The sequence below is a fragment of the Streptomyces sp. NPDC037301 genome, from assembly GCF_055602785.1.
Genome location: NZ_JBVJWD010000003.1, coordinates 157,758 through 180,197, shown reverse-complemented (window position 1 = coordinate 180,197; position 22,440 = coordinate 157,758). Strand labels below are relative to the sequence as shown.

Here is a 22,440-nt window from a genome sequence, read left to right as displayed (position 1 = left end):
TGACAAGCCTAAAGCGTGAGCTCGGGAGAGTTACTCGCCCTTGGCCTTCGCGATGATCTCCTCGGCGACGTTCCGCGGAACCTCGGCGTAGGAGTCGAACTGCATCGAGTAGCTTGCGCGACCCGAGGTCTTGCTGCGGAGGTCTCCGACGTAGCCGAACATCTCCGAGAGGGGCACGAGGCCCTTCACGACGCGAGCGCCGCTGCGCTCCTCCATGGCCTGGATCTGGCCACGGCGGGAGTTGAGGTCGCCGATGACATCGCCCATGTAGTCCTCGGGCGTGGTGACCTCGACGGCCATCATCGGCTCGAGGAGCACGGGGGACGCCTTGCGGGCACCCTCCTTGAACGCCTGCGAACCGGCGATCTTGAAGGCGAGCTCGGAGGAGTCGACCTCGTGGTAACCACCGTCGAGAAGGGTGACGCGGACGCCCACCATCTCGTAGCCGGCCAGGATGCCGAACTGCATGGCCTCCTGAGCACCCGCGTCCACCGAGGGGATGTACTCACGGGGGATGCGGCCACCGGTGACCTTGTTGACGAACTCGTAGGACGCGTCGCCACCCTCGATGGGCTCAAGGGCGATCTGCACCTTCGCGAACTGGCCGGTACCACCAGTCTGCTTCTTGTGCGTGTAGTCGATGCGCTCGACGGCCTTGCGGATCGTCTCGCGGTACGCGACCTGCGGCTTGCCGACGTTCGCCTCGACGCGGAACTCGCGCTTCATGCGGTCGACGAGCACCTCGAGGTGAAGCTCGCCCATACCACCGATGATGGTCTGGCCGGTCTCCTCGTCGGAGTGCACCTGGAAGGACGGGTCCTCCTCGGAGAGGCGCTGGATGGCGACACCCAGCTTCTCCTGGTCGCCCTTGGACTTGGGCTCGATGGCGACCTGAATGACCGGCGCCGGGAAGTCCATGGACTCCAGGATGACCGGGTTCTTGTCGTCACACAGCGTCTCACCGGTGGTGGTCTGCTTCAGGCCCATGACGGCGATGATGTCGCCCGCGCCCACCGACGAGATCTCCTCACGCTTGTTCGCGTGCATGCGGTAGATCTTGCCGATGCGCTCCTTCTTGCCCTTGACCGAGTTCAGCACCGCGGTGCCGGCCTCGAGGCGGCCGGAGTAGATCCGGACGAAGGTGAGCTTGCCGAGGTGCGGGTCGCTCGCGATCTTGAACGCCAGGCCGGAGAACGGCTCGTCGTCCGAGGGCTTGCGCTTGATGACAACCTCGGGGTCCTTGACGTCGTGGCCTTCGATGGCCTCGACGTCCAGGGGGGAAGGCAGGTAGCGGACGACCGCGTCGAGCAGGGGCTGGACGCCCTTGTTCTTGAACGCCGTGCCACAGAACACCGGGGTGACGGTGACCGAGTCGGCACTGCCCTTCGATGCGAGGGTGATCCGACGGATCGCCTCGTGCAGCTGCTCCTCGGTGGGCTCGACGCCCTCCAGGTACAGCTCCATCATCTGGTCGTCGTTCTCGGAGACGGCCTCGAGCAGCTTGCCGCGCCACTCCTGAGCCGCCTCGATGTGGGTGTCCGGGATGTCGACCGTGTCGTACATCTCGCCCTTGGCGGCCTCTTCCGGCCACACGAAGGCCTTCATCGACACGAGGTCGACGACGCCCTTGAAGTCGGCCTCGGCGCCGATGGGGAGCTGCATGACCAGCGGAACCGCACCGAGGCGGTCGACGATCATGTCGACGCAGCGGTGGAACTCGGCACCGGTGCGGTCGAGCTTGTTGACGAAGCAGATACGCGGCACGCCGTAGCGGTCCGCCTGACGCCAGACGGTCTCGGACTGCGGCTCGACGCCCGCCACACCGTCGAACACGGTGACAGCGCCGTCGAGGACGCGGAGCGAACGCTCCACCTCGACGGTGAAGTCGACGTGACCCGGGGTGTCGATGATGTTGATGGTGTGGTCAACATCATTGAGCGGCCAGTGACAGGTCGTCGCGGCGGACGTGATCGTGATGCCGCGCTCCTGCTCCTGCTCCATCCAGTCCATCGTGGCAGCGCCGTCGTGGACTTCACCGATCTTGTACGAAACGCCGGTGTAGAACAGGATCCGCTCAGTGGTGGTCGTCTTGCCCGCGTCGATGTGGGCCATGATCCCGATGTTGCGGACCTTGGCCAGGTCAAGCGAAGTGGTGGCCATAAGGCTCAATCTTCTCTCGGTCTCGATGTGGGTAGCGACTACCAGCGGTAGTGCGCGAAGGCCTTGTTGGACTCGGCCATCTTGTGGGTGTCCTCGCGCTTCTTGACGGCAGCGCCAAGACCGTTGGAGGCGTCGAGCAGCTCGTTCATGAGGCGCTCGGTCATGGTCTTCTCGCGGCGGGCGCGGGAGTAACCCACGAGCCAGCGCAGCGCGAGGGTGGAGGCGCGACCGGGCTTGACCTCGATCGGCACCTGGTAGGTGGCGCCACCGACACGGCGGGACTTGACCTCGAGCGAGGGCTTGACGTTCTCAAGCGCGCGCTTCAGCGTGATGACCGGGTCGTTGCCGGTCTTCTCGCGGAGGCCTTCCATGGCGCCGTACACGATCCGCTCGGCAGTGGAACGCTTGCCGTTGAGCAGGATCTTGTTGATCAGCGAGGTGACAAGAGGAGAACCGTAGACCGGGTCGATGATGACCGGGCGCTTCGGGGCGGGGCCCTTACGAGGCATTCTTACTTCTCCTTCTTGGCGCCGTAGCGGCTGCGGGCCTGCTTGCGGTTCTTGACACCCTGGGTGTCGAGCGAGCCGCGGATGATCTTGTAACGAACACCCGGCAGGTCCTTCACACGGCCACCACGCACGAGCACGATGGAGTGCTCCTGCAGGTTGTGTCCCTCACCCGGGATGTAGGCCGTGACCTCGATACCGGAGGTCAGACGCACACGCGCGACCTTACGGAGTGCCGAGTTCGGCTTCTTCGGGGTGGTCGTGAACACACGCGTGCAGACGCCGCGGCGCTGGGGCGAACCCTCGAGTGCGGGCGTCTTGTTCTTCTCGACCTTGTCCTGCCGGCCCTTCCGGACCAGCTGCTGGATCGTAGGCACTACTTCTCCGGTTTCTGTGTGCCGTTCGTGAAACTAACCTGGAACGTCACCGACCCACGCGGTCGGGTGTGTCGAATACTGCAAGCTCCTGCCGCAAGGCAGGGAAGGCTGCAGATCGCGGTGGCCAGTGACGGACTCGCATGCGGTTGAGGACACGCACGGGAGCCCAGGCACACCCCAGGCACAAGGTCTGAGCGTACCTACCTCATCGACTCCGGTCAAAACAAATGCGGCGCGCCTCCACACGCCGCACGCCGACGACCTCAGCGCGTGACGATCACGGCGGTGACGAACCCGGCCACGAGCAATATCCAGCCGATGATCGACGCCCATCCCAGCACTAGCCCGGCGACCGCCAGGCCGTCGCCCTGCTCGTCACTGCGCCGTATCTCCTTGCGTGCCATGTGCCCGAGAACGACCGCGGGCACCCCCGTCACCGCGGTCACCGGGGCCAGGATGCCGAAGACCAGCGCACCCTTGGCCTTGCCGTTCGTCCTGAGCTGCGGCGCGGGCAGGAAGGTCGCCGGCACAGCGGGGCCGTAGTGGCCGGCGGGGGCGGGCCCGGAGAAGACAGGGCCCTGGGGCAGGTCGTCGACGAGAAGGCTCAGTTCCCCCACAGTCCGGGCCTCGTGGGCCCGCGCGACCCGCTTCTCCAGCTCCTCGTCATCAAGACGCCCCTCGGCGAAACCGGCCCGCAGCACATCGACAGCGCGCTCGCGCTCCGCGTGCGAGGCCAGCATCGACGGGCTCTGCGCCGGCAGCCGGTCCGGCTGCCTCGGCGGATACGACACAACCAACTCCCCCGGAAGATCTGTATCCCCTCATCATCCGTCACCGCGGGGGTGAGGGGAACGACTTTGCGCCTTCGCGCGTACGCCGGAGGGCGGCCACCCCGTACACAACGGGGTGACCGCCCTCCGGTCGATCAAGCGACTCGCTTACTGGTTGTACGGACCGTAGTCGTAGTCCTCCAGCGGAACGGCCTGGCCGGAGCCCGTGCCGAACGGCGAGTAGTCGATGTCGTCGTAGCCGACGGCCGAGTACATCGCGGCCTTGGCCTCCTCGGTCGGCTCGACCCGGATGTTGCGGTAGCGGGACAGACCCGTACCGGCCGGGATGAGCTTACCGATGATGACGTTCTCCTTGAGGCCGATCAGGGAGTCCGACTTGGCGTTGATCGCCGCGTCGGTCAGAACCCTGGTCGTCTCCTGGAAGGACGCCGCCGACAGCCACGACTCGGTGGCGAGCGAGGCCTTGGTGATACCCATCAGCTGCGGACGACCGGAGGCGGGGTGACCGCTCTCCTGGACCACACGACGGTTCTCGGTCTCGAACTTCGACCGCTCGACGAGCTCGCCCGGCAGCAGCTCCGCGTCGCCGGACTCGATGATCGTCACGCGGCGGAGCATCTGCCGGATGATGATCTCGATGTGCTTGTCGTGGATCGACACGCCCTGGCTGTTGTAGACCTTCTGGACTTCGCCGACCAGGTGGACCTGGACCGCGCGCTGACCGAGGATCCGCAGCACGTCGTGCGGGTTGGTGGCACCCACGGTGAGCTTCTGGCCCACCTCGACGTGGTCGCCCTCGCCCACCAGCAGACGGGCACGCTTCGAGATCGGGAACGGCGTCTCGTCGCTGCCGTCGTCCGGGGTGACGACGATCTTCTTGGTCTTCTCGGTCTCCTCGATCCGGATGCGGCCTGCCGCCTCCGAGATCGGGGCGACACCCTTGGGCGTACGGGCTTCGAAGAGCTCGACGACTCGGGGCAGACCCTGGGTGATGTCGTCACCGGCCACACCACCGGTGTGGAAGGTACGCATCGTCAGCTGGGTACCGGGCTCACCGATGGACTGGGCGGCGATGATGCCGACCGCCTCACCGATGTCGACCAGCTTGCCGGTGGCGAGCGAGCGTCCGTAGCAGAAGGCACAGGTGCCGACCGCGGACTCACAGGTCAGGACCGAACGGGTCTTGACCTCCTCGACGCCGGCGCCCACCAGGGCGTCGATCAGGACGTCACCGAGGTCGACGTTGGCAGGCGCGATGACCTTGCCGTCGATGACGACGTCCTCGGCGAGCATGCGGGCGTAGACCGAGGTCTCGACGTCCTCCGTCTTGCGGAGCACGCCGTCCGCACCCTTGACGGCGATCTTCAGCTTGAGGCCACGGTCGGTGCCGCAGTCCTCCTCGCGAATGATCACGTCCTGTGAGACGTCCACCAGACGACGGGTCAGGTAACCCGAGTCGGCGGTACGCAGGGCGGTGTCCGCCAGACCCTTACGGGCACCGTGCGTGGAGATGAAGTACTCCAGAACGGTGAGGCCCTCACGGAAGGACGCCTTGATGGGACGCGGGATCGTCTCGTTCTTGGCGTTGGACACCAGACCACGCATACCGGCGATCTGACGCATCTGCATCATGTTTCCTCGGGCACCCGAGTCAACCATCATGAAGATGGGGTTCGTCTTGGGGAAGTTCGCGTTCATCGCCTCGGCAACCTCGTTGGTCGCCTTGGTCCAGATCGCGATGAGCTCCTGCGTGCGCTCGTCCTTGGTGATCAGACCGCGCTCGTACTGCTTCTGGACCTTCTCGTCCTGCGCCTCGTAGCCGGCGACGATCGCCTTCTTGGCCTCGGGGACCACGACGTCGGAGATGGCCACGGTGACACCGGAACGGGTCGCCCAGTAGAAGCCCGCCGCCTTCAGGTTGTCGAGCGTCGCCGCCACGATGACCTTGGGGTAGCGCTCGGCGAGGTCGTTGACGATCTCGGAGAGCTGCTTCTTGCCGACGGAGTAGTCGACGAACGGGTAGTCCTCGGGCAGCAGCTCGTTGAAGAGCGCGCGGCCCAGGGACGTACGCAGCCGGAACGTGTCGCCCTGCTGGTACTCCTGCTCGCCCTCCTCGGCGACCGGCGGCACCCAGCCACGCGGCGGGATGGTGCCCACCGGGAAGCGGATGTCGACCTTCGCCTGGAGCGACAGCTCGCGGGCGTCGAAGGCCATGATCGCCTCGGCCGTGGAACCGAAGGAACGGCCCTGGCCGACGACCTTGCGCTCCTCCTCGTCCGTGGTGAGGAAGAACAGGCCCAGCACCATGTCCTGGGTCGGCATGGTGACGGGACGACCGTCGGCCGGCTTCAGGATGTTGTTCGAGGACAGCATCAGGATGCGGGCCTCGGCCTGCGCCTCCGCGGAGAGCGGCAGGTGCACGGCCATCTGGTCACCGTCGAAGTCCGCGTTGAACGCGGTGCAGACGAGCGGGTGGATCTGGATGGCCTTGCCCTCGACCAGCTGCGGCTCGAAGGCCTGGATGCCGAGGCGGTGCAGGGTCGGTGCACGGTTCAGCAGCACCGGGTGCTCGGCGATGACCTCTTCGAGGACGTCGTACACCACGGTGCGGCCACGCTCGACCATGCGCTTCGCCGACTTGATGTTCTGCGCGTGGTTCAGGTCGACCAGGCGCTTCATCACGAACGGCTTGAAGAGCTCCAGCGCCATGGCCTTGGGCAGACCGCACTGGTGCAGCTTCAGCTGCGGACCGACGACGATCACGGAACGCGCGGAGTAGTCCACACGCTTACCGAGAAGGTTCTGACGGAAACGACCCTGCTTGCCCTTCAGCATGTCGCTGAGGGACTTGAGCGGGCGGTTACCGGGACCGGTGACCGGGCGACCGCGGCGGCCGTTGTCGAACAGCGCGTCGACGGCCTCCTGCAGCATCCGCTTCTCGTTGTTCACGATGATCTCGGGGGCACCGAGGTCAAGGAGACGCTTGAGGCGGTTGTTGCGGTTGATCACACGGCGGTACAGGTCGTTCAGGTCGGAGGTCGCGAAGCGGCCACCGTCCAGCTGCACCATCGGACGCAGGTCCGGCGGGATGACCGGCACGCAGTCGAGCACCATGCCCTTGGGCTTGTTGCTGGTCTGCAGGAACGCGGAGACGACCTTGAGGCGCTTGAGCGCACGGGTCTTCTTCTGGCCCTTGCCGGTACGGATGATCTCGCGGAGGCGCTCGGCCTCCTCGTCGAGGTCGAACGACTCGAGGCGCTTCTGCAGGGCAGCGGCACCCATGCAGCCGTCGAAGTACGTGCCGAAGCGGTCACGCAGCTCGCGGTAGAGCAGCTCGTCGCCCTCCAGGTCCTGGACCTTGAGGTTCTTGAAGCGGCTCCACACCTCGTCGAGACGGTCGATCTCGCGCTGCGCACGGTCGCGCAGCTGCTTCATCTCACGCTCGGCACCCTCGCGCACCTTGCGGCGCACGTCGGCCTTGGCACCCTCGGCCTCGAGCTCGGCCAGGTCGGTCTCGAGCTTCTTGGCGCGGCCCTCAAGGTCGGCGTCGCGACGGTTCTCGACCTGCTGACGCTCGACGGAGACGTGTGCCTCCAGCGAAGGCAGGTCACGCGTACGGCGCTCCTCGTCCACGAACGTGATCATGTACGCGGCGAAGTAGATGACCTTCTCGAGGTCCTTCGGCGCGAGATCGAGCAGGTAGCCGAGGCGCGACGGGACGCCCTTGAAGTACCAGATGTGGGTGACGGGAGCGGCAAGCTCGATGTGGCCCATGCGCTCACGACGCACCTTGGCGCGCGTGACCTCCACGCCACAGCGCTCACAGATGATGCCCTTGAAGCGGACACGCTTGTACTTGCCGCAGTAGCACTCCCAGTCCCGGGTCGGACCGAAGATCTTCTCGCAGAAGAGTCCGTCCTTTTCGGGCTTGAGCGTGCGGTAGTTGATGGTCTCCGGCTTCTTCACTTCGCCGTGGGACCAGGTCCGGATGTCGTCCGCGGTGGCAAGGCCGATCCGCAGCTCGTCGAAGAAGTTGACGTCGAGCACTTGTCGTCAATCCCTCTTTCGGGGGTTCGAGCCCCCTCGCGTCACGCGAGAAATCGGGGCACTTCAGCAATGGTCTGAACGGGTCCGGGGAGAGCCGGCCGGATCACAAAGATCCGGCCGGCCAACCCGTCAGACCTCTTCGACGCTGCTCGGCTCGCGCCGGGACAGGTCGATACCGAGCTCCTCCGCCGCGCGGAAGACGTCCTCGTCCGTGTCGCGCATCTCGATGGACATGCCGTCCGAGGACAGCACCTCCACGTTGAGGCAGAGCGACTGCATTTCCTTGATGAGCACCTTGAAGGACTCGGGAATGCCGGGCTCGGGGATGTTCTCGCCCTTGACGATCGCCTCGTAGACCTTCACGCGGCCGGTCACGTCGTCGGACTTGATCGTCAGCAGTTCCTGGAGGGCGTATGCGGCGCCGTAAGCCTCAAGGGCCCACACCTCCATCTCACCGAAGCGCTGTCCACCGAACTGAGCCTTACCACCCAGCGGCTGCTGGGTGATCATGGAGTACGGACCCGTCGAACGAGCGTGCAGCTTGTCGTCGACGAGGTGGTGGAGCTTGAGGATGTACATGTAGCCGACCGAAACCGGCTCGGGGAACGGCTCACCGGAGCGGCCGTCGAACAGGTTGGCCTTGCCGGATGCCTGCACCAGCCGGTCGCCGTCGCGGTTCGGGATCGTGGCCTCGAAGAGACCGGAGATCTCGTCCTCGCGCGCACCGTCGAAGACGGGGGTGGCGACGTTGGTGCCGGGGGCGACCTGGTCGGCGCCGATGGCCTGCAGGCGCTTGGCCCACTCGTCACCGAGGCCGGAGACGTCCCAGCCGCGGCTGGCGAGCCAGCCGAGGTGGATCTCCAGGACCTGTCCCGGGTTCATTCGGGACGGGACACCCAGCGGGTTGAGGATGATGTCGACCGGGGTGCCGTCCTCCAGGAACGGCATGTCCTCGATCGGGAGGATCTTCGAGATGACGCCCTTGTTGCCGTGACGGCCGGCGAGCTTGTCACCATCGGTGATCTTGCGCTTCTGCGCGACGTAGACGCGGACCAGCTGGTTCACGCCCGGCGGCAGCTCGTCGCCCTCTTCGCGGTCGAAGACGCGGACGCCGATGACCTTGCCGATCTCGCCGTGCGGCACCTTCAGCGAGGTGTCGCGCACCTCGCGCGCCTTCTCACCGAAGATCGCGCGGAGCAGGCGCTCCTCGGGGGTCAGCTCGGTCTCACCCTTGGGCGTGACCTTGCCGACGAGGATGTCACCGGCGACGACCTCGGCACCGATACGGATGATGCCGCGCTCGTCGAGGTCGGCGAGGACCTCTTCGGAGACGTTCGGGATGTCCCGGGTGATCTCCTCCGGGCCGAGCTTGGTGTCACGGGCGTCGACCTCGTGCTCCTCGATGTGGATCGAGGAGAGGACGTCGTCCTGCACGAGGCGCTGCGACAGGATGATCGCGTCCTCGTAGTTGTGACCCTCCCACGGCATGAACGCCACGAGCAGGTTCTTGCCGAGGGCCATCTCACCGTTCTCGGTGGCCGGACCGTCGGCGAGGACCTGGTCGGCGACGACCCGGTCGCCCTCGGAGACGACAACCTTCTGGTTGACCGAGGTGCCCTGGTTGGAGCGCATGAACTTGGCGATGCGGTACGTGGTGTACGTGCCGTCGTCGTTGGTCACGGTGATGTAGTCCGCGGAGACCTCCTGGACCACACCGTCCTTCTCGGCCTTCAGCACGTCACCGGCGTCGGTGGCGCAGCGGTACTCCATACCGGTGCCGACGAGCGGGGCCTCCGACTTAATCAGCGGCACCGCCTGACGCATCATGTTCGCGCCCATGAGGGCACGGTTGGCGTCGTCGTGCTCCAGGAAGGGGATCATCGCGGTGGCGACGGACACCATCTGGCGCGGCGAGACGTCCATGTAGTCGACGTCCGTGCCGGGCACGTAGTCGACCTCTCCGCCACGGCGGCGGACCAGGACGCGGGGCTCGACGAAACGCAGTTCCTCGGAGAGGGTCGCGTTCGCCTGAGCGATGACGTAGCGGTCTTCCTCGTCGGCCGTGATGTAGTCGACCTCGTCGGTGACCTGGCCGTCGACGACCTTGCGGTACGGCGTCTCGATGAAGCCGAACGCGTTGACGCGGCCGTACGAGGCGAGCGAACCGATCAGACCGATGTTCGGGCCTTCAGGGGTCTCGATCGGGCACATGCGTCCGTAGTGGGACGGGTGCACGTCACGGACCTCGAAGCCGGCCCGCTCACGGGACAGACCACCGGGACCCAGAGCCGAGAGACGACGCTTGTGCGTCAGACCCGACAGCGGGTTGTTCTGGTCCATGAACTGGGACAGCTGGCTGGTGCCGAAGAACTCCTTGATGGAGGCGACGACCGGCCGGATGTTGATCAGGGTCTGCGGCGTGATCGCCTCGACGTCCTGGGTCGTCATGCGCTCACGCACGACGCGCTCCATACGGGCCAGACCCGTACGGACCTGGTTCTGGATGAGCTCGCCGACGTTGCGCAGACGACGGTTGCCGAAGTGGTCGATGTCGTCGGTCTCGACGACGATCGAACGACCGGACTCGCCGACCGTCTCGGTCTCACCGGCGTGCAGCTTGACCAGGTACTTGATGGTCGCGATGACGTCGTCGGTGGTGAGAACGCCGGCGTCCAGCGGCTCGTCGGCGCCGAGCTTCTTGTTCACCTTGTAGCGGCCGACCTTCGCAAGGTCGTAGCGCTTCGGGTTGAAGTAGAGGTTCTCGAGCAGCGTCTGAGCAGCCTCGCGCGTGGGCGGCTCGCCCGGGCGGAGCTTGCGGTAGATGTCGAGCAGCGCGTCGTCCTGGCCCTGGGTGTGGTCCTTCTCCAGGGTGGCGCGCATGGACTCGTACTCGCCGAACTCCTCGAGGATCTGCTCGGTGGTCCAACCGAGAGCCTTCAGGAGAACGGTCACGGACTGCTTGCGCTTGCGGTCGATACGGACACCGACCATGTCGCGCTTGTCGATCTCCATCTCCAGCCAGGCACCCCGGGACGGGATGATCTTGGCGGAGAAGATGTCCTTGTCGGACGTCTTGTCGATGGAGGAGTCGAAGTAGACACCCGGCGAGCGGACCAGCTGCGACACGACGACACGCTCGGTGCCGTTGATGACGAAGGTGCCCTTGTTGGTCATGAGCGGGAAGTCGCCCATGAAGACCGTCTGGGACTTGATCTCGCCGGTCTCGTTGTTGGTGAACTCGGCCGTGACGAAGAGCGGGGCGGCGAACGTGAAGTCGCGCTCCTTGCACTCGTCGATCGAGTTCTTCGGGGGCTCGAAGCGGTGGTCGCGGAACGTAAGCGACATCGACCCGGAGAAGTCCTCGATCGGTGAAATCTCCTCGAAGATTTCCTCCAGGCCGGACTTGGTGGGGACGTCTTGTCCACTGTCCAGAGCAGCCTCGACGCGAGCCTTCCAGGCGGCATTGCCGAGGAGCCAGTCAAAGCTCTCGGTCTGCAGCGCGAGGAGGTTCGGAACCTCGAGGGGCTCCTTGATCTTTGCAAAGGAGATGCGCAGCGGGGCGGTGCTGGCACCGTTGTTCGTATTCGCGGTCGAGGCGTTGCGCGAGGCGGCCAAGAGGGGGTCCTTCCGAGGGCTCGGACTCACTACGCGCGTACCGGTCCCAAGTTGGACACGGAGACAGAAATCCCAGGTCAGGGAGGATCGGCCATCGGTGCTCAAGCGTGGGCATGCCTCTGGTGACGGGCAGGAGGCAGCTAACAGGCAGCGCAAAGGGTCAGTGTAGCCAAACGGCACACTGATGTCCAGTCGGGGTTCTCAGAGACCCACGTTGCTCTCAACAGCTGTTCTCAACACCTATGGCTAGCCCTTGCGCGCGGTGCGCTTTTCTTTACTGCCCTCTTCGCCCACGATCCATGCCTCGGATTCGGATCGATGTGACGACGCGTCCTGAGAATTGCGCGCCGCGTGCGGTTCGTCAAGGCCCCCCTGCCGGGACAGCGCCGCGCGGTCCTCACCGGACCGCCTCCCGGCGCCGGCCGGCCGCCCCCGAGAGGCAACGGCGAAGATCACCATACTCGTCGCCGCCGGAAGAGCAAGGCAGCCGCCGCGGGTACGCCGAAGGGCGACCACCCGGATGGGTGATCGCCCTTCACGTTTTGACGTCCGTGCCGTGCGGCACAGGCAGTCAGAAGGAGTCAGCAGACTCCCTGAGTCACTTGACCTCGACGGAAGCGCCGGCGGCCTTGAGGGACTCGGCAGCCTTCTCGGCGGCCTCCTTGGCGACCTTCTCGAGGACCGGCTTCGGGGTGCCGTCGACGAGGTCCTTGGCCTCCTTCAGACCCAGCGAGGTCAGCTCACGCACGACCTTGATGACCTGGATCTTCTTCTCGCCGGCGCCGGTGAGGATGACGTCGAACTCGTCCTGCTCCTCAGCGGCCTCGACCGGGGCGCCCGGGGCACCCGGGGCGGCAACGGCGACCGCGGCGGCGGCGGTGACGTCGAACTTCTCCTCGAAGGCCTTCACGAACTCGGAGAGCTCGATGAGGGTCATCTCTTCGAACTGCGCGAGCAGGTCGTCCTGGGACAGCTTCGCCATGATGGCGTCCTTCCACTAATTCGGCAGGTGCCGGAGTTACATGTAGGCGGGCGTACGTTCGGCCCGCTGCGACCGTCGCTCAGTCAAGCGACGATCATTGCGCGAGCCGAATTACTCGGCACCGCCCTGCTCGGCCTGCTTGGCACGAAGCGCCTCCGCGGTGCGGACGAACTTCGACGGGAGCGCCTGGAAGACCTGAGCAGCCTGAGTCTGCTTGCCCTTCATGGCGCCCGCCAGCTTGGCGAGCAGAACCTCGCGGGACTCGAGGTCCGCGAGCTTCTTGATCTCATCCGCGGTCAGCGCCTTACCATCAAGGACACCGCCCTTGATGATGAGGTTGGGGTTGTCCTTGGCGAAGTCACGAAGACCCTTCGCCGACTCCACCGGGTCACCGGTGATGAAGGCAACCGCCGTCGGACCAGTGAACTGGTCGTCCAGCGAAGTGATCCCGGCCTCGTTGGCCGCAATCTTGGTCAGCGTGTTCTTCACCACGGCGTACTGGGCGTTCTCACCGAGCGAACGACGCAGCGTCTTGAGCTGCGCCACAGTGAGACCCCGGTACTCGGTCAGCACGGCGGCGTTCGAGCTGCGGAACTGGTCCGTCAGCTCGGCTACCGCGGCAGCCTTGTCGGGCCTTGCCATGAGCGTCGGCCTCCTTCCGGGTGATGAGGACCGCTCAGAAGGGGCCGGGAAAGACGAAACGCCCCGGCGCAGGCGCCAGGGCGTAGCTCGACCGAACGAAGTCCGGGAGCTTTCCACAGTCACCTGCGCAGGTCGCCCGTACTCAACGGATCCTTCGGTTGCTGTTCCCTCTTGCGAGAGCACAGCAACGACCAGCGGTCTTTGGCTTCTGTAGGAGAGTACGCGACCGGGGTCGCGCCGAGCAAATCCGTCCCTCTTCGGGCGGTGCGGGAGGTTTAGTTCGTGCCCGAACCGGCCCCCTGCTGCTGCTTCACAAGATCGGTGAAGTCGACCGTGTCGCCGGCCGGAGGCTTCTCGGCCGAGACCTCGGTGCCGTAGTCGCTGTAGTACACCGTCGAATTGAGCTCGCCGGTCTTCATCTGGCCGCGCTCGGTCTTCTTGACCAGCAGGTTGTTCTCGTCGACCCAGATGTCGACCTTCTCCGTGGTGATTCCGGCGGCGCTCAGCTGCTTCTTCAGCTGGTCGAGCTGGCCGGCATCGAGCGCGGAGTTCTTCGCGGTCAGTTCGGCGACGTCGACGGTGCCCGAGTAGTGCGTGGCGGAGACCCCGCGTACGTCCTCCTGGCCGACCTTCTTCACGTCACCGGAGGCCAGCAGGGACTTCACACCCTGGTCGGGGGTGGTGTTCTGCATCTGCTGCTTCATCGCCTCGCCGGAGGCGCCCGCGAGCTTGGCGAGGTCGGCGTAGCCGTAGCTGATCCAGTGCTTGCCGCCGGCCTGCCTGGCGAAGGCGTCGCCCATGTTGACGACGTAGCCGTCCTTGAAATAGCGGGCCTGCATCGTGCCGCCGCCACCGTTCTGCTTCATGGCGTCCGCCATGCTGCCGCCGGTGTACGTGATCTCCATGGTGCCGGTGAGACCGTCGGTCCAGTCGATGGTGCCGCTCTGCTTCATGGACATGGTGGTGCCCATCTGGGTGGTGCCCTCGACCTTCGCCGAGTTCTCCCCACCGGTCTTCTTCTGTACGTCGCGCAACGCGGCGATGGGGTCGGCCTTCACCACGGCGCTGCCGCGGTTGTCGCCGCTGCCGTCAGATCCCCCGCAGGCCGCGACCGACGTCAGCGCCGCCGCCACCGCTATCGACAGACTCAAACGTCGCACGGTACTGGTCCTCATGTCCGCTTCCACCCCTCGTTCGGCTCTCGGAGCCTCACGCTAACGCACAGCTCCGACACAGCCACCGGTTACATACGGATACGAGGACGGGCCCCGCACCTCGAAAGGTTGCGGGGCCCGTCAATGTCACACGTGACGCGGCTTGCTGCCGAGCGCTGAGGCTCAGACGGCGGCCGGGTCCTCCTCGACGAGGAGGTTACGGGTGCGGTTGGCGTCCAGCGGGATGCCGGGGCCCATCGTGGTGGCCAGGGTGGCCTTCTTGATGTAGCGGCCCTTGGCGGCGGACGGCTTCAGACGGAGGATCTCCTCCAGCGCCGCTGCGTAGTTCTCCACCAGCTTGGTGTCGTCGAACGAGACCTTGCCGATGATGAAGTGCAGGTTCGAGTGCTTGTCGACGCGGAACTCGATCTTGCCGCCCTTGATGTCGTTGACAGCCTTCGCGACATCGGGGGTGACGGTGCCGGTCTTCGGGTTCGGCATCAGACCACGCGGACCGAGCACCCGGCCGAGGCGGCCGACCTTGCCCATGAGGTCCGGGGTGGCGACGACGGCGTCGAAGTCCAGACGGCCCTTCGCTACCTCGTCGATGAGCTCGTCGGCGCCGACGATGTCGGCGCCCGCGGCTTCCGCGGCCGCAGCACGGTCACCGGTCGCGAAGACCAGGACCCGGGCGGTCTTGCCGGTGCCGTGCGGGAGGTTCACGGTGCCACGGACCATCTGGTCGGCCTTGCGAGGGTCAACACCCAGGCAGAACGCGACCTCGACGGTGCCGTCGAACTTGGTGGAGGCGGTCTCCTTGGCGAGACGGACGGCCTCGAGCGGGGCGTAGTTGCGCGCCCGGTCGATCTTGGCGTCCGCAGCGCGGAGGTTCTTGCTGCGCTTCACTTCTACTCCTGTGGTTTCAGGGTGTGGAGTCGTGGTGCGGGCCAGCGCTTGGCCCTACCACTGAGGACGTGAGGGGCTGAATCAGCCTTCGACCGTGATGCCCATGGAACGGGCGGTGCCAGCGATGATCTTCGACGCGGCGTCGAGGTCGTTGGCGTTCAGGTCGGGGAGCTTCGTCGTGGCGATCTCACGGACCTGGGCAGCCGTCAGCTTGGCGACCTTGGTCTTGTGCGGCTCGCCGGAGCCCTTCTCCACTCCCGCGGCCTTGAGGATCAGCTTCGCGGCCGGCGGAGTCTTGGTGACGAAGGTGAAGGAACGGTCTTCGTAGACCGTGATCTCCACCGGCACGACCATGCCGCGCTGCGACTCGGTCGCGGCGTTGTAGGCCTTGCAGAATTCCATGATGTTGACGCCGTGCTGGCCGAGCGCGGGGCCGACCGGCGGGGCCGGGTTGGCCGCACCGGCGTTGATCTGGAGCTTGATAAGCCCCGTGACCTTCTTCTTCTTGGGAGGCATTGCTCTCTCCGGGTCCTAGTGAGAGTTTTTCGCCGCCGTCCGGTCATCCGGATGGAGGCATACCGCACAACGATAACGGGTATAGCTGCGCGACCAAAAACCGAGCAGGTCAGACAGGCTGTGAAGCCGGTCTGACCTGCTGGGTAGGCATGTGTCCAGAAACTGGCGGGAAGCCGCTAGTTCTTCTGGATCTGGTCGAAGCTGAGCTCGACCGGCGTCTCGCGGCCGAAGATCTCGACGAGACCCTTGACCTTCTTCGAGTCGGCGTTGATCTCGTTGATCGTCGCCTGCAGCGTCGCGAACGGGCCGTCGGTGACGGTGACCGAGTCGCCCACCTCGAAGTCGAGCACCTGCACCTCGACCTTGCGGGACGGAACCGGCTTGCCCTCGGCCTCGGCGGCCTCGCGGGCGGCCTTCTCCTCGGCCTCCGGGGCGAGCATCTTGACGATCTCGTCCAGGGTCAACGGGTACGGGTCGTAGGCGTTGCCCACGAAGCCGGTGACGCCGGGGGTGTTACGCACGACGCCCCAGGACTCGTTCGTCAGATCCATGCGCACCAGGACATAGCCCGGGAGCTTGTTCTGGCGGACGTTCTTGCGCTCGCCGTTCTTGATCTGGACGATCTCTTCCTCGGGCACTTCGGCCTGGTAGATGAACTCCTCGACGTTGAGCGAGACGGCGCGCTGCTCCAGGTTGGCCTTCACGCGCTTCTCGTAACCGGCGTACGTGTGGATGACGTACCACTCGCCGGGAAGGCCGCGCAGCTCCTCGCGCAGGGCGGTGACGGCATCGACGGGGGCGGCCGGCTCGGCCTCTTCCCCGGCTTCCTCATCGGCCTCGGCGGACTCGTCGTCGCTCTCGTCGTTCTCGCCGCTCTCGGAACCGGCGTCGGCCTCGGCGGCCTCGTCGTCGTCCTCGGTGTGCAGGGCGGCCTGCTCGGCGGGCTCGTCTGCGGCGGCGTCGGCAGCTTCGGCCTGGTCCGGCTCCTCGGCGTCCGCCCCCTCGACGATGTCGAGCTCGTCCTCGGCGGACTCGAAGGCGCCCGCCGTCGGCTCGACGGCGTCGTTCAGGTTCGGGTCAGACACGGTGGCTGCTTCTTCCTGGATACAAATGGGTGGAACATGCGAAAGGGGCGCCCATGAGGCGCCCTCCGCGGGATCAGCCGAAGACGTACTTGATGACCCGCTGGAATCCGAAGTCAATCACGGTCACCAGACCAATCATGACGACGACGAAGACGATCACCACTGTGGTGTACGTCGTCAGCTGATTTCGAGTCGGCCAGACAACCTTGCGCAACTCGGCGACGATCTGGCGGTAGAACAGCGCGAGGCGGCCCAGAGGACCCTTCTTACCGCGCTTGCCGCCCTTCCGGGTCTTCTTCTTCGACTCGGGCAATTCATCCTCGGCATCAGGCATGTCGATGGAGCCCACGGCGTCCGTCACGCTTCTCACCTGATTCCGGGTCATGGCCGTGCCGCGCCCGGTGGAGCCGCACGGCGATGCATTGAAGTACGTACATGCGCACACATCCTGGCGAAGGAGTGTGTAGCAGGGCCGGAGGGACTTGAACCCCCAACCGCTGGTTTTGGAGACCAGTGCTCTACCAATTGAGCTACGACCCTTTGTGGTTTCCACCAACCTACCGCATCTTCCCCGATGCTCCGGGTGCAGGAACGGTGCGGCTGGTGAAGGCCAACGACAGGTGAGTGTACGTGTTCAGCGGCCCGGCGTCGAACAGATAGCTCCCGACAACTCCTGGTCGCATGTTGTCCGCATGCTGTCCGAGTCCTGTCCGGTCCCTGAAACCCCTGCGCCGACAGGGATCGCGGTCTGGGACCATGGGGGCCATGAGCGCTGCAACTTCTCCCTCCGAGCGCCGGGTCTCCGCCCGCATCGGTGCAATCTCCGAGTCCGCCACCCTCGCCGTCGACGCCAAGGCCAAGGCCCTCAAGGCCGCCGGCCGTCCGGTGATCGGCTTCGGTGCCGGTGAGCCCGACTTCCCGACCCCCGGCTACATCGTCGAGGCCGCGGTCGAGGCCTGCCGCAACCCGAAGTACCACCGCTACACCCCGGCGGGAGGGCTCCCGGAGCTCAAGGCCGCCATCGCGGAGAAGACGCTGCGCGACTCCGGCTACGAGGTCGACACCTCCCAGATCCTGGTGACCAACGGCGGCAAGCAGGCCATCTACGAGGCGTTCGCCGCGATCCTCGACCCGGGCGACGAGGTCATCGTCCCGGCTCCGTACTGGACCACCTACCCCGAGTCGATCCGGCTGGCCGGCGGTGTCCCGGTGGAGGTCGTGGCCGACGAGACCACCGGTTACCGGGTCTCCGTCGAGCAGCTGGAGGCGGCGCGCACCGAGCGTACGAAGGTCGTCCTGTTCGTCTCCCCGTCGAACCCGACCGGCGCCGTGTACAGCGAGGCCGAAGCCGAGGCGATCGGCCGCTGGGCCGTCGAGCACGGCCTGTGGGTGCTCACCGACGAGATCTACGAGCACCTGGTCTACGGCGACGCGAAGTTCACCTCACTGCCCGCGATCGTGCCCGAACTGCGTGACAAGTGCATCGTGGTCAACGGTGTCGCCAAGACGTACGCGATGACCGGCTGGCGGGTGGGCTGGATCGTCGGCCCGAAGGACGTCGTCAAGGCCGCGACCAACCTGCAGTCGCACGCCACGTCCAACGTCTCCAACGTCGCCCAGGTCGCAGCGCTGGCCGCCGTCTCCGGGAACCTGGACGCGGTCGCCGAGATGCGTACCGCCTTCGACCGGCGCCGGCAGACCATCGTCCGGATGCTCAACGAGATCGACGGCGTGCTGTGCCCGGAGCCCGAGGGAGCGTTCTACGCGTACCCCTCGGTGAAGGAGCTGCTCGGCAAGGAGATCCGCGGCAAGCGTCCGGCCACCGCGGTCGAGCTGGCGGCGCTCATCCTGGACGAGGCCGAGGTCGCGGTCGTACCGGGCGAGGCCTTCGGCACACCGGGCTACCTGCGGCTCTCGTACGCCCTGGGTGACGACGACCTCGTCGAGGGCATCTCGCGGCTCCAGAAGCTGCTGGGCGAGGCCAAGGCCTAGCACGTACTGAATTCAGTGGGCGACCCCCGGCTCCGGCCGGGGGTCGCTTGTCTGTTCGTTGGTCAACCCGATGGGGAAAGCGGCTACCGCTGGACCCCACGTGTGCGGCAGGATCTTGGGATGGAGCGTGATGTACGGCTGTTGCCCAAGGCCCACCTGCACTTGCATTTCACCGGGTCGATGCGGCCCACGACCCTGCTCGAACTCGCCGACAAGTACGGCGTGCATCTGCCGGAGGCCCTGACCGGCGGCGAGCCGCCCAGGCTGCGGGCCACGGACGAGCGCGGATGGTTCCGCTTCCAGCGGCTCTACGACATCGCCCGGTCCTGTCTGAGGGCCCCCGAGGACATCCAGCGGCTCGTGCGCGAAACGGCTCAGGAGGACGTCGCGGACGGCTCCGGCTGGCTGGAGATCCAGGTCGATCCCACGTCGTACGCCCCGCTGCTCGGCGGGCTGATCCCGGCGATCGAGGTCATCCTGGACGCGGTGGACAGCGCGTCGCGCGAGACCGGTCTGCCGATCCGGGTGGTGATCGCGGCGAACCGGATGAAGCATCCGCTGGACGCCCGGACGCTGGCCCGGCTCGCGGTGCGGTACGTGGACCGGGGCGTCGTCGGATTCGGGCTCTCCAACGACGAGCGCCGCGGAATGGCCCGGGACTTCGACCGGGCCTTCGCCATCGCCCGCGACGGCGGTCTGCTGGCGGCCCCGCACGGCGGCGAGCTGGCCGGCCCTGCGAGCGTGCGGGACTGTCTGGACGATCTGGACGCGGCCCGGATCGGGCACGGCGTACGGGCTGCCGAGGACCCGCGGCTGCTGCGCAGGCTGGCGGAGCGCGGGGTGACCTGCGAGGTGTGCCCGGCGTCGAACGTTGCGCTGGGCGTCTACGAGAAGCCCGCCGACGTACCCCTGCGCAAACTGTTCGAAGCCGGGGTGCCGATGGCGCTGGGTGCGGACGATCCACTGCTCTTCGGCTCCCGGCTGGCCGCGCAGTACGACCTCGTACGGCGCCACCACGCGTTCACGGACGAGGAGCTGGCGGAACTGGCAAGGCAGTCGGTACGCGGCTCCGCAGCGCCGGCCACGGTACGGACGGAGCTCCTGGCGGGCATCGATGACTGGCTGTCGAAGCCGGCGGGCCAGGAACCTGGTCCGGGATTGTTTTCCCCCGGCCGCCGGACGGGCCCGGCCTACGCCCCGACGCCCTGTACCAGCGTCCTGGCCACGGACGCGGCGAACGCGTCGAGGGACTGCGGCGGCCCCCCGCCTTCCGTGGCGTCGTAGGCGAACGCCCGCTGCGCACAGGCTCCCAGGAGCAGCGACGCGGCCGCATAGGTGTCCGCGTCGGCCCGCACCCGCCCGGCGGCCTGCTCGGAGCGCAGATACGCGTCCAGGCCGCGGATGGGCATGTGCGGGCCGGTGCCCAGCTCCCTCATCGCCGCGTTGTGGCGTTCCTTGAGCCTGGGCTCGGCGTACAGCGAGGCGGCGATCGGGAAGCTCTGTTCGTAGAAGAGGGCGGCCTGGCGGGCGATCTCGGTGAGGTTCTGCTCGACGGTGCGCTCCCCCGCTCCAGGGGTCGCGATGAGCCGATTCAGCAGCGGGTTCAGCCTGGGCAGCCGCTCTTTGAGCACGGCCACGAACAGCTCTTCCTTGCTGGGGAAGTGCTTGTAGAGCGCGGCCTCCGAGCAGCCTGCGGCTCTGGCGATCTCCTTGGTGGTGGCGCGGGCCAGGCCGATGGTGAGCATCAGCTGATGGGCGGCGTCGATGATGCGGACGCGGGCCGGCTTCTGCTCCATGTGCACTCCAATGAAGCTTGACGAGGTGGTGAGTATCCGCTCACTCTAGGGGTGAGTGAATACTTACCCACCCTGGGAGGGTGCGCAATGAGGATCACGGTGTTCGGTGCGACGGGCGGCATCGGTCGGGAAATCGTCCGCCAGGCGGTGGCGGCGGGCCATGACGTGACGGCGGTGGTCCGCGATCCGGCGCGACTGCCCGTCCCGCTCTCCGACGTGCAGGTCCACACGGCGGCGCGCATCGACGACCCGGAGGCGCTGCGCGAGGCGGTCGCGGGCCGGGACGCGGTGCTCTCCGGTCTCGGCTCGCGCGGCCGGAAGGCCGACGGGATCGCCGAGCGGCTCACCCGGTCGGTGCTGCGGGCGATGGAGGCCGAGGGGACGCGGCGGCTGCTGGTGGTCAGCGCGGCCCCGGTCGCGCCGAAGCCCGCGGACGACCCGCTGCTGGACCGGATGATGCTGAAGGTGATCGGGGCGATCCTCAAGGAGGTCTACGCGGACCTGACGCTGATGGAGGCCGCGCTGGCCCGCAGCGCGACGGACTGGACGTCCGTACGGCCGCCGAAGCTCACCAACGGGCCGCTGACGGGGACGTACCGCACGGTCTACGGCAGCAACCCGCGCAGCGGCCGGTCCATCTCGCGGGCCGACGTGGCGCACGCGATGCTGGCGCTGGTCGACGATCCGGCGGCGGTGAAGCAGGGCGTGGGCGTGGCGTACTGAGCGGCGCGCCTGCTACAGGCTCACGCCGACCGTCACGGGTTCGTTGACGAGCGTGACGCCGAATGCCTCGTGGACTCCGGCGACGACCTCACGGGCGAGCGCGAGGAGGTCCTCGGTGGTCGCGCCGCCGCGGTTGGTGAGCGCGAGCGTGTGCTTGGTGGAGATACGGGCCGGTCCCGCGCCGTATCCCTTGGTGAAACCGGCCTTGTCGATGAGCCAGGCCGCGGAGGTCTTGGTGCGTCCCCCGCCCGCGGGGAAGGCGGGGGGCGTCACCTCGGGGCCGAGCCGGTCCTTGGCGCGGGCGAGGAACGCCTCGTACTCCGCCTCTTCCAGGATCGGGTTGGTGAAGAAGGAGCCGGCCGACCAGGAGTCATGGTCCTCCGGGTCCAGCACCATGCCCTTGCCGGCGCGGAGCCTGAGCACCGTTTCACGGGCGGCCGCGGCGGGCACGCGCTCGCCCTGTTCGACGCCCATGGCGCGGGCCGTTTCGGGGTACTTCAGGGGCGCGGACAGACCGCCCGCCTCTTCCAGTTCGAAGCGGACACGCAGCACCACGAAGCGGTCGGGTTCGGCCTTGAAACGACTGTGCCGGTACGAGAATGCGCACTCGGTGTTCGGGATGATCACCGTTTCGCGGGTGTACCGGTCGTAGGCGACGACCTCCGTGATAGTGGAGGACACTTCCTGGCCGTAGGCGCCCACGTTCTGGATCGGCGTCGCCCCCGCGGAACCGGGGATTCCGGCCAGGCACTCGATGCCTGCGAGACCGGCTTCGACGGTGCGGGCGACGGCGTCCGTCCAGACCTCCCCGGCGGCCAGTTCCAGCGTCGTACCGTCCAGGGCGAAGCCCTCGGTCGCGATGCGCAGGGCGGTGCCGTCGAAGCCCTTGTCGCCGATGACCAGGTTGCTGCCGCCGCCGATGACGAGGAGCGGGGTGCCGCTCTCGTCGGCCTCGCGCACGGCTTCGATCACCTCGGCGTCGGTCGTCGCCGTGAGAAGGCGGGCGGCGGGGCCGCCGAGCCGGAAGGTGGTCAGGGGGGCGAGGGGGGCGTCGTGGAGTTCCTGCACGGGGACAAGAGTACGGTCCGTGGGCCCCGCCCCCCGGCGGGGGCACAAAACAGGCACCGCCCCCACCGGTCCCAGCGCTA

18 protein-coding genes and 1 tRNA gene are annotated in these 22,440 nt (G+C 66.8%); 3 read left to right on the top strand and 16 right to left on the bottom strand.

Features of this window, described 5'->3' with window-relative positions; translation table 11 throughout:
• Positions 1-30: 30 nt before the first annotated feature.
• The 14 genes from fusA to ACZ7IB_RS06765 form a co-directional block, all read right to left on the bottom strand.
• Positions 31-2,160: an elongation factor G gene (gene fusA, locus ACZ7IB_RS06830; RefSeq protein ID WP_327273519.1), complete on the bottom strand. Its 2,130-nt coding sequence runs from the start codon at positions 2,158-2,160 to the stop codon at positions 31-33.
• Positions 2,161-2,198: 38 nt separating this feature from the next.
• A complete protein-coding gene (gene rpsG, locus ACZ7IB_RS06825; RefSeq protein ID WP_093897234.1) occupies positions 2,199-2,669 on the bottom strand; it encodes a 30S ribosomal protein S7 in 471 nt (156 codons plus the stop codon).
• A gap of 2 nt (positions 2,670-2,671) precedes the next feature.
• Positions 2,672-3,043 (bottom strand): 30S ribosomal protein S12, encoded by a 372-nt coding sequence (rpsL, locus tag ACZ7IB_RS06820; RefSeq protein WP_003948652.1) that lies wholly within the window; start codon positions 3,041-3,043, stop codon positions 2,672-2,674.
• A 263-nt stretch (positions 3,044-3,306) separates the two neighbouring features.
• Positions 3,307-3,834 carry a DUF1707 and DUF4190 domain-containing protein gene (locus ACZ7IB_RS06815; RefSeq protein ID WP_351265509.1) on the bottom strand — a complete coding sequence of 176 codons (528 nt, stop codon included), beginning with the start codon at positions 3,832-3,834 and terminating at the stop codon, positions 3,307-3,309.
• A gap of 147 nt (positions 3,835-3,981) precedes the next feature.
• Positions 3,982-7,881: a DNA-directed RNA polymerase subunit beta' gene (locus ACZ7IB_RS06810; protein WP_470909815.1), complete on the bottom strand. Its 3,900-nt coding sequence runs from the start codon at positions 7,879-7,881 to the stop codon at positions 3,982-3,984.
• A gap of 129 nt (positions 7,882-8,010) precedes the next feature.
• Positions 8,011-11,496 (bottom strand): DNA-directed RNA polymerase subunit beta, encoded by a 3,486-nt coding sequence (gene rpoB / locus ACZ7IB_RS06805; protein WP_470909813.1) that lies wholly within the window; start codon positions 11,494-11,496, stop codon positions 8,011-8,013.
• Between the two features lie 598 nt (positions 11,497-12,094).
• On the bottom strand, positions 12,095-12,478 hold the full coding sequence (gene rplL / locus ACZ7IB_RS06800; RefSeq protein WP_470909812.1) for a 50S ribosomal protein L7/L12: 384 nt from the start codon (positions 12,476-12,478) through the stop codon (positions 12,095-12,097).
• A gap of 111 nt (positions 12,479-12,589) precedes the next feature.
• Positions 12,590-13,120, bottom strand: coding sequence for a 50S ribosomal protein L10 (gene rplJ, locus ACZ7IB_RS06795; RefSeq protein ID WP_266358738.1), 531 nt, complete (start codon positions 13,118-13,120; stop codon positions 12,590-12,592).
• 275 nt (positions 13,121-13,395) lie between these two features.
• Positions 13,396-14,295: an SCO4651 family lipoprotein gene (locus tag ACZ7IB_RS06790; RefSeq protein WP_470909811.1), complete on the bottom strand. Its 900-nt coding sequence runs from the start codon at positions 14,293-14,295 to the stop codon at positions 13,396-13,398.
• A gap of 162 nt (positions 14,296-14,457) precedes the next feature.
• Positions 14,458-15,180: a 50S ribosomal protein L1 gene (gene rplA / locus ACZ7IB_RS06785; protein WP_266358741.1), complete on the bottom strand. Its 723-nt coding sequence runs from the start codon at positions 15,178-15,180 to the stop codon at positions 14,458-14,460.
• Between the two features lie 81 nt (positions 15,181-15,261).
• A complete protein-coding gene (gene rplK / locus ACZ7IB_RS06780; protein ID WP_006126872.1) occupies positions 15,262-15,696 on the bottom strand; it encodes a 50S ribosomal protein L11 in 435 nt (144 codons plus the stop codon).
• 176 nt (positions 15,697-15,872) lie between these two features.
• Positions 15,873-16,781 (bottom strand): transcription termination/antitermination protein NusG, encoded by a 909-nt coding sequence (gene nusG, locus ACZ7IB_RS06775; RefSeq protein WP_470909809.1) that lies wholly within the window; start codon positions 16,779-16,781, stop codon positions 15,873-15,875.
• A 73-nt stretch (positions 16,782-16,854) separates the two neighbouring features.
• Positions 16,855-17,142, bottom strand: a complete 288-nt coding sequence (secE, locus tag ACZ7IB_RS06770; protein WP_470909807.1) for a preprotein translocase subunit SecE — start codon at positions 17,140-17,142, stop codon at positions 16,855-16,857.
• 106 nt (positions 17,143-17,248) lie between these two features.
• A tRNA-Trp gene (locus ACZ7IB_RS06765) sits at positions 17,249-17,321 on the bottom strand.
• 225 nt (positions 17,322-17,546) lie between these two features.
• Here ACZ7IB_RS06765 and ACZ7IB_RS06760 point away from each other — a divergent pair.
• Both ACZ7IB_RS06760 and ACZ7IB_RS06755 read left to right on the top strand, forming a co-directional pair.
• A complete protein-coding gene (locus ACZ7IB_RS06760; RefSeq protein WP_470909805.1) occupies positions 17,547-18,773 on the top strand; it encodes a pyridoxal phosphate-dependent aminotransferase in 1,227 nt (408 codons plus the stop codon).
• A gap of 120 nt (positions 18,774-18,893) precedes the next feature.
• Positions 18,894-20,057: an adenosine deaminase gene (locus ACZ7IB_RS06755; RefSeq protein WP_470909804.1), complete on the top strand. Its 1,164-nt coding sequence runs from the start codon at positions 18,894-18,896 to the stop codon at positions 20,055-20,057.
• Here the strand turns inward: ACZ7IB_RS06755 and ACZ7IB_RS06750 are convergent.
• On the bottom strand, positions 19,964-20,569 hold the full coding sequence (locus ACZ7IB_RS06750) for a TetR/AcrR family transcriptional regulator (protein ID WP_470909802.1): 606 nt from the start codon (positions 20,567-20,569) through the stop codon (positions 19,964-19,966). The two genes, ACZ7IB_RS06755 and ACZ7IB_RS06750, sit on opposite strands and share 94 nt — an antisense overlap.
• An 87-nt stretch (positions 20,570-20,656) precedes the next feature.
• Between ACZ7IB_RS06750 and ACZ7IB_RS06745 the strand changes: the two genes are divergently transcribed.
• Entirely contained in the window at positions 20,657-21,292 is a 636-nt protein-coding gene (locus ACZ7IB_RS06745; protein WP_470909801.1) for an NAD(P)-dependent oxidoreductase, read from the top strand.
• Between the two features lie 12 nt (positions 21,293-21,304).
• On the opposite strand, the gene ACZ7IB_RS06740 is transcribed toward ACZ7IB_RS06745, so the two are convergent.
• A complete protein-coding gene (locus ACZ7IB_RS06740) occupies positions 21,305-22,360 on the bottom strand; it encodes a UDP-N-acetylmuramate dehydrogenase (RefSeq protein WP_470909799.1) in 1,056 nt (351 codons plus the stop codon).
• Between the last annotated feature and the right edge of the window lie 80 nt (positions 22,361-22,440).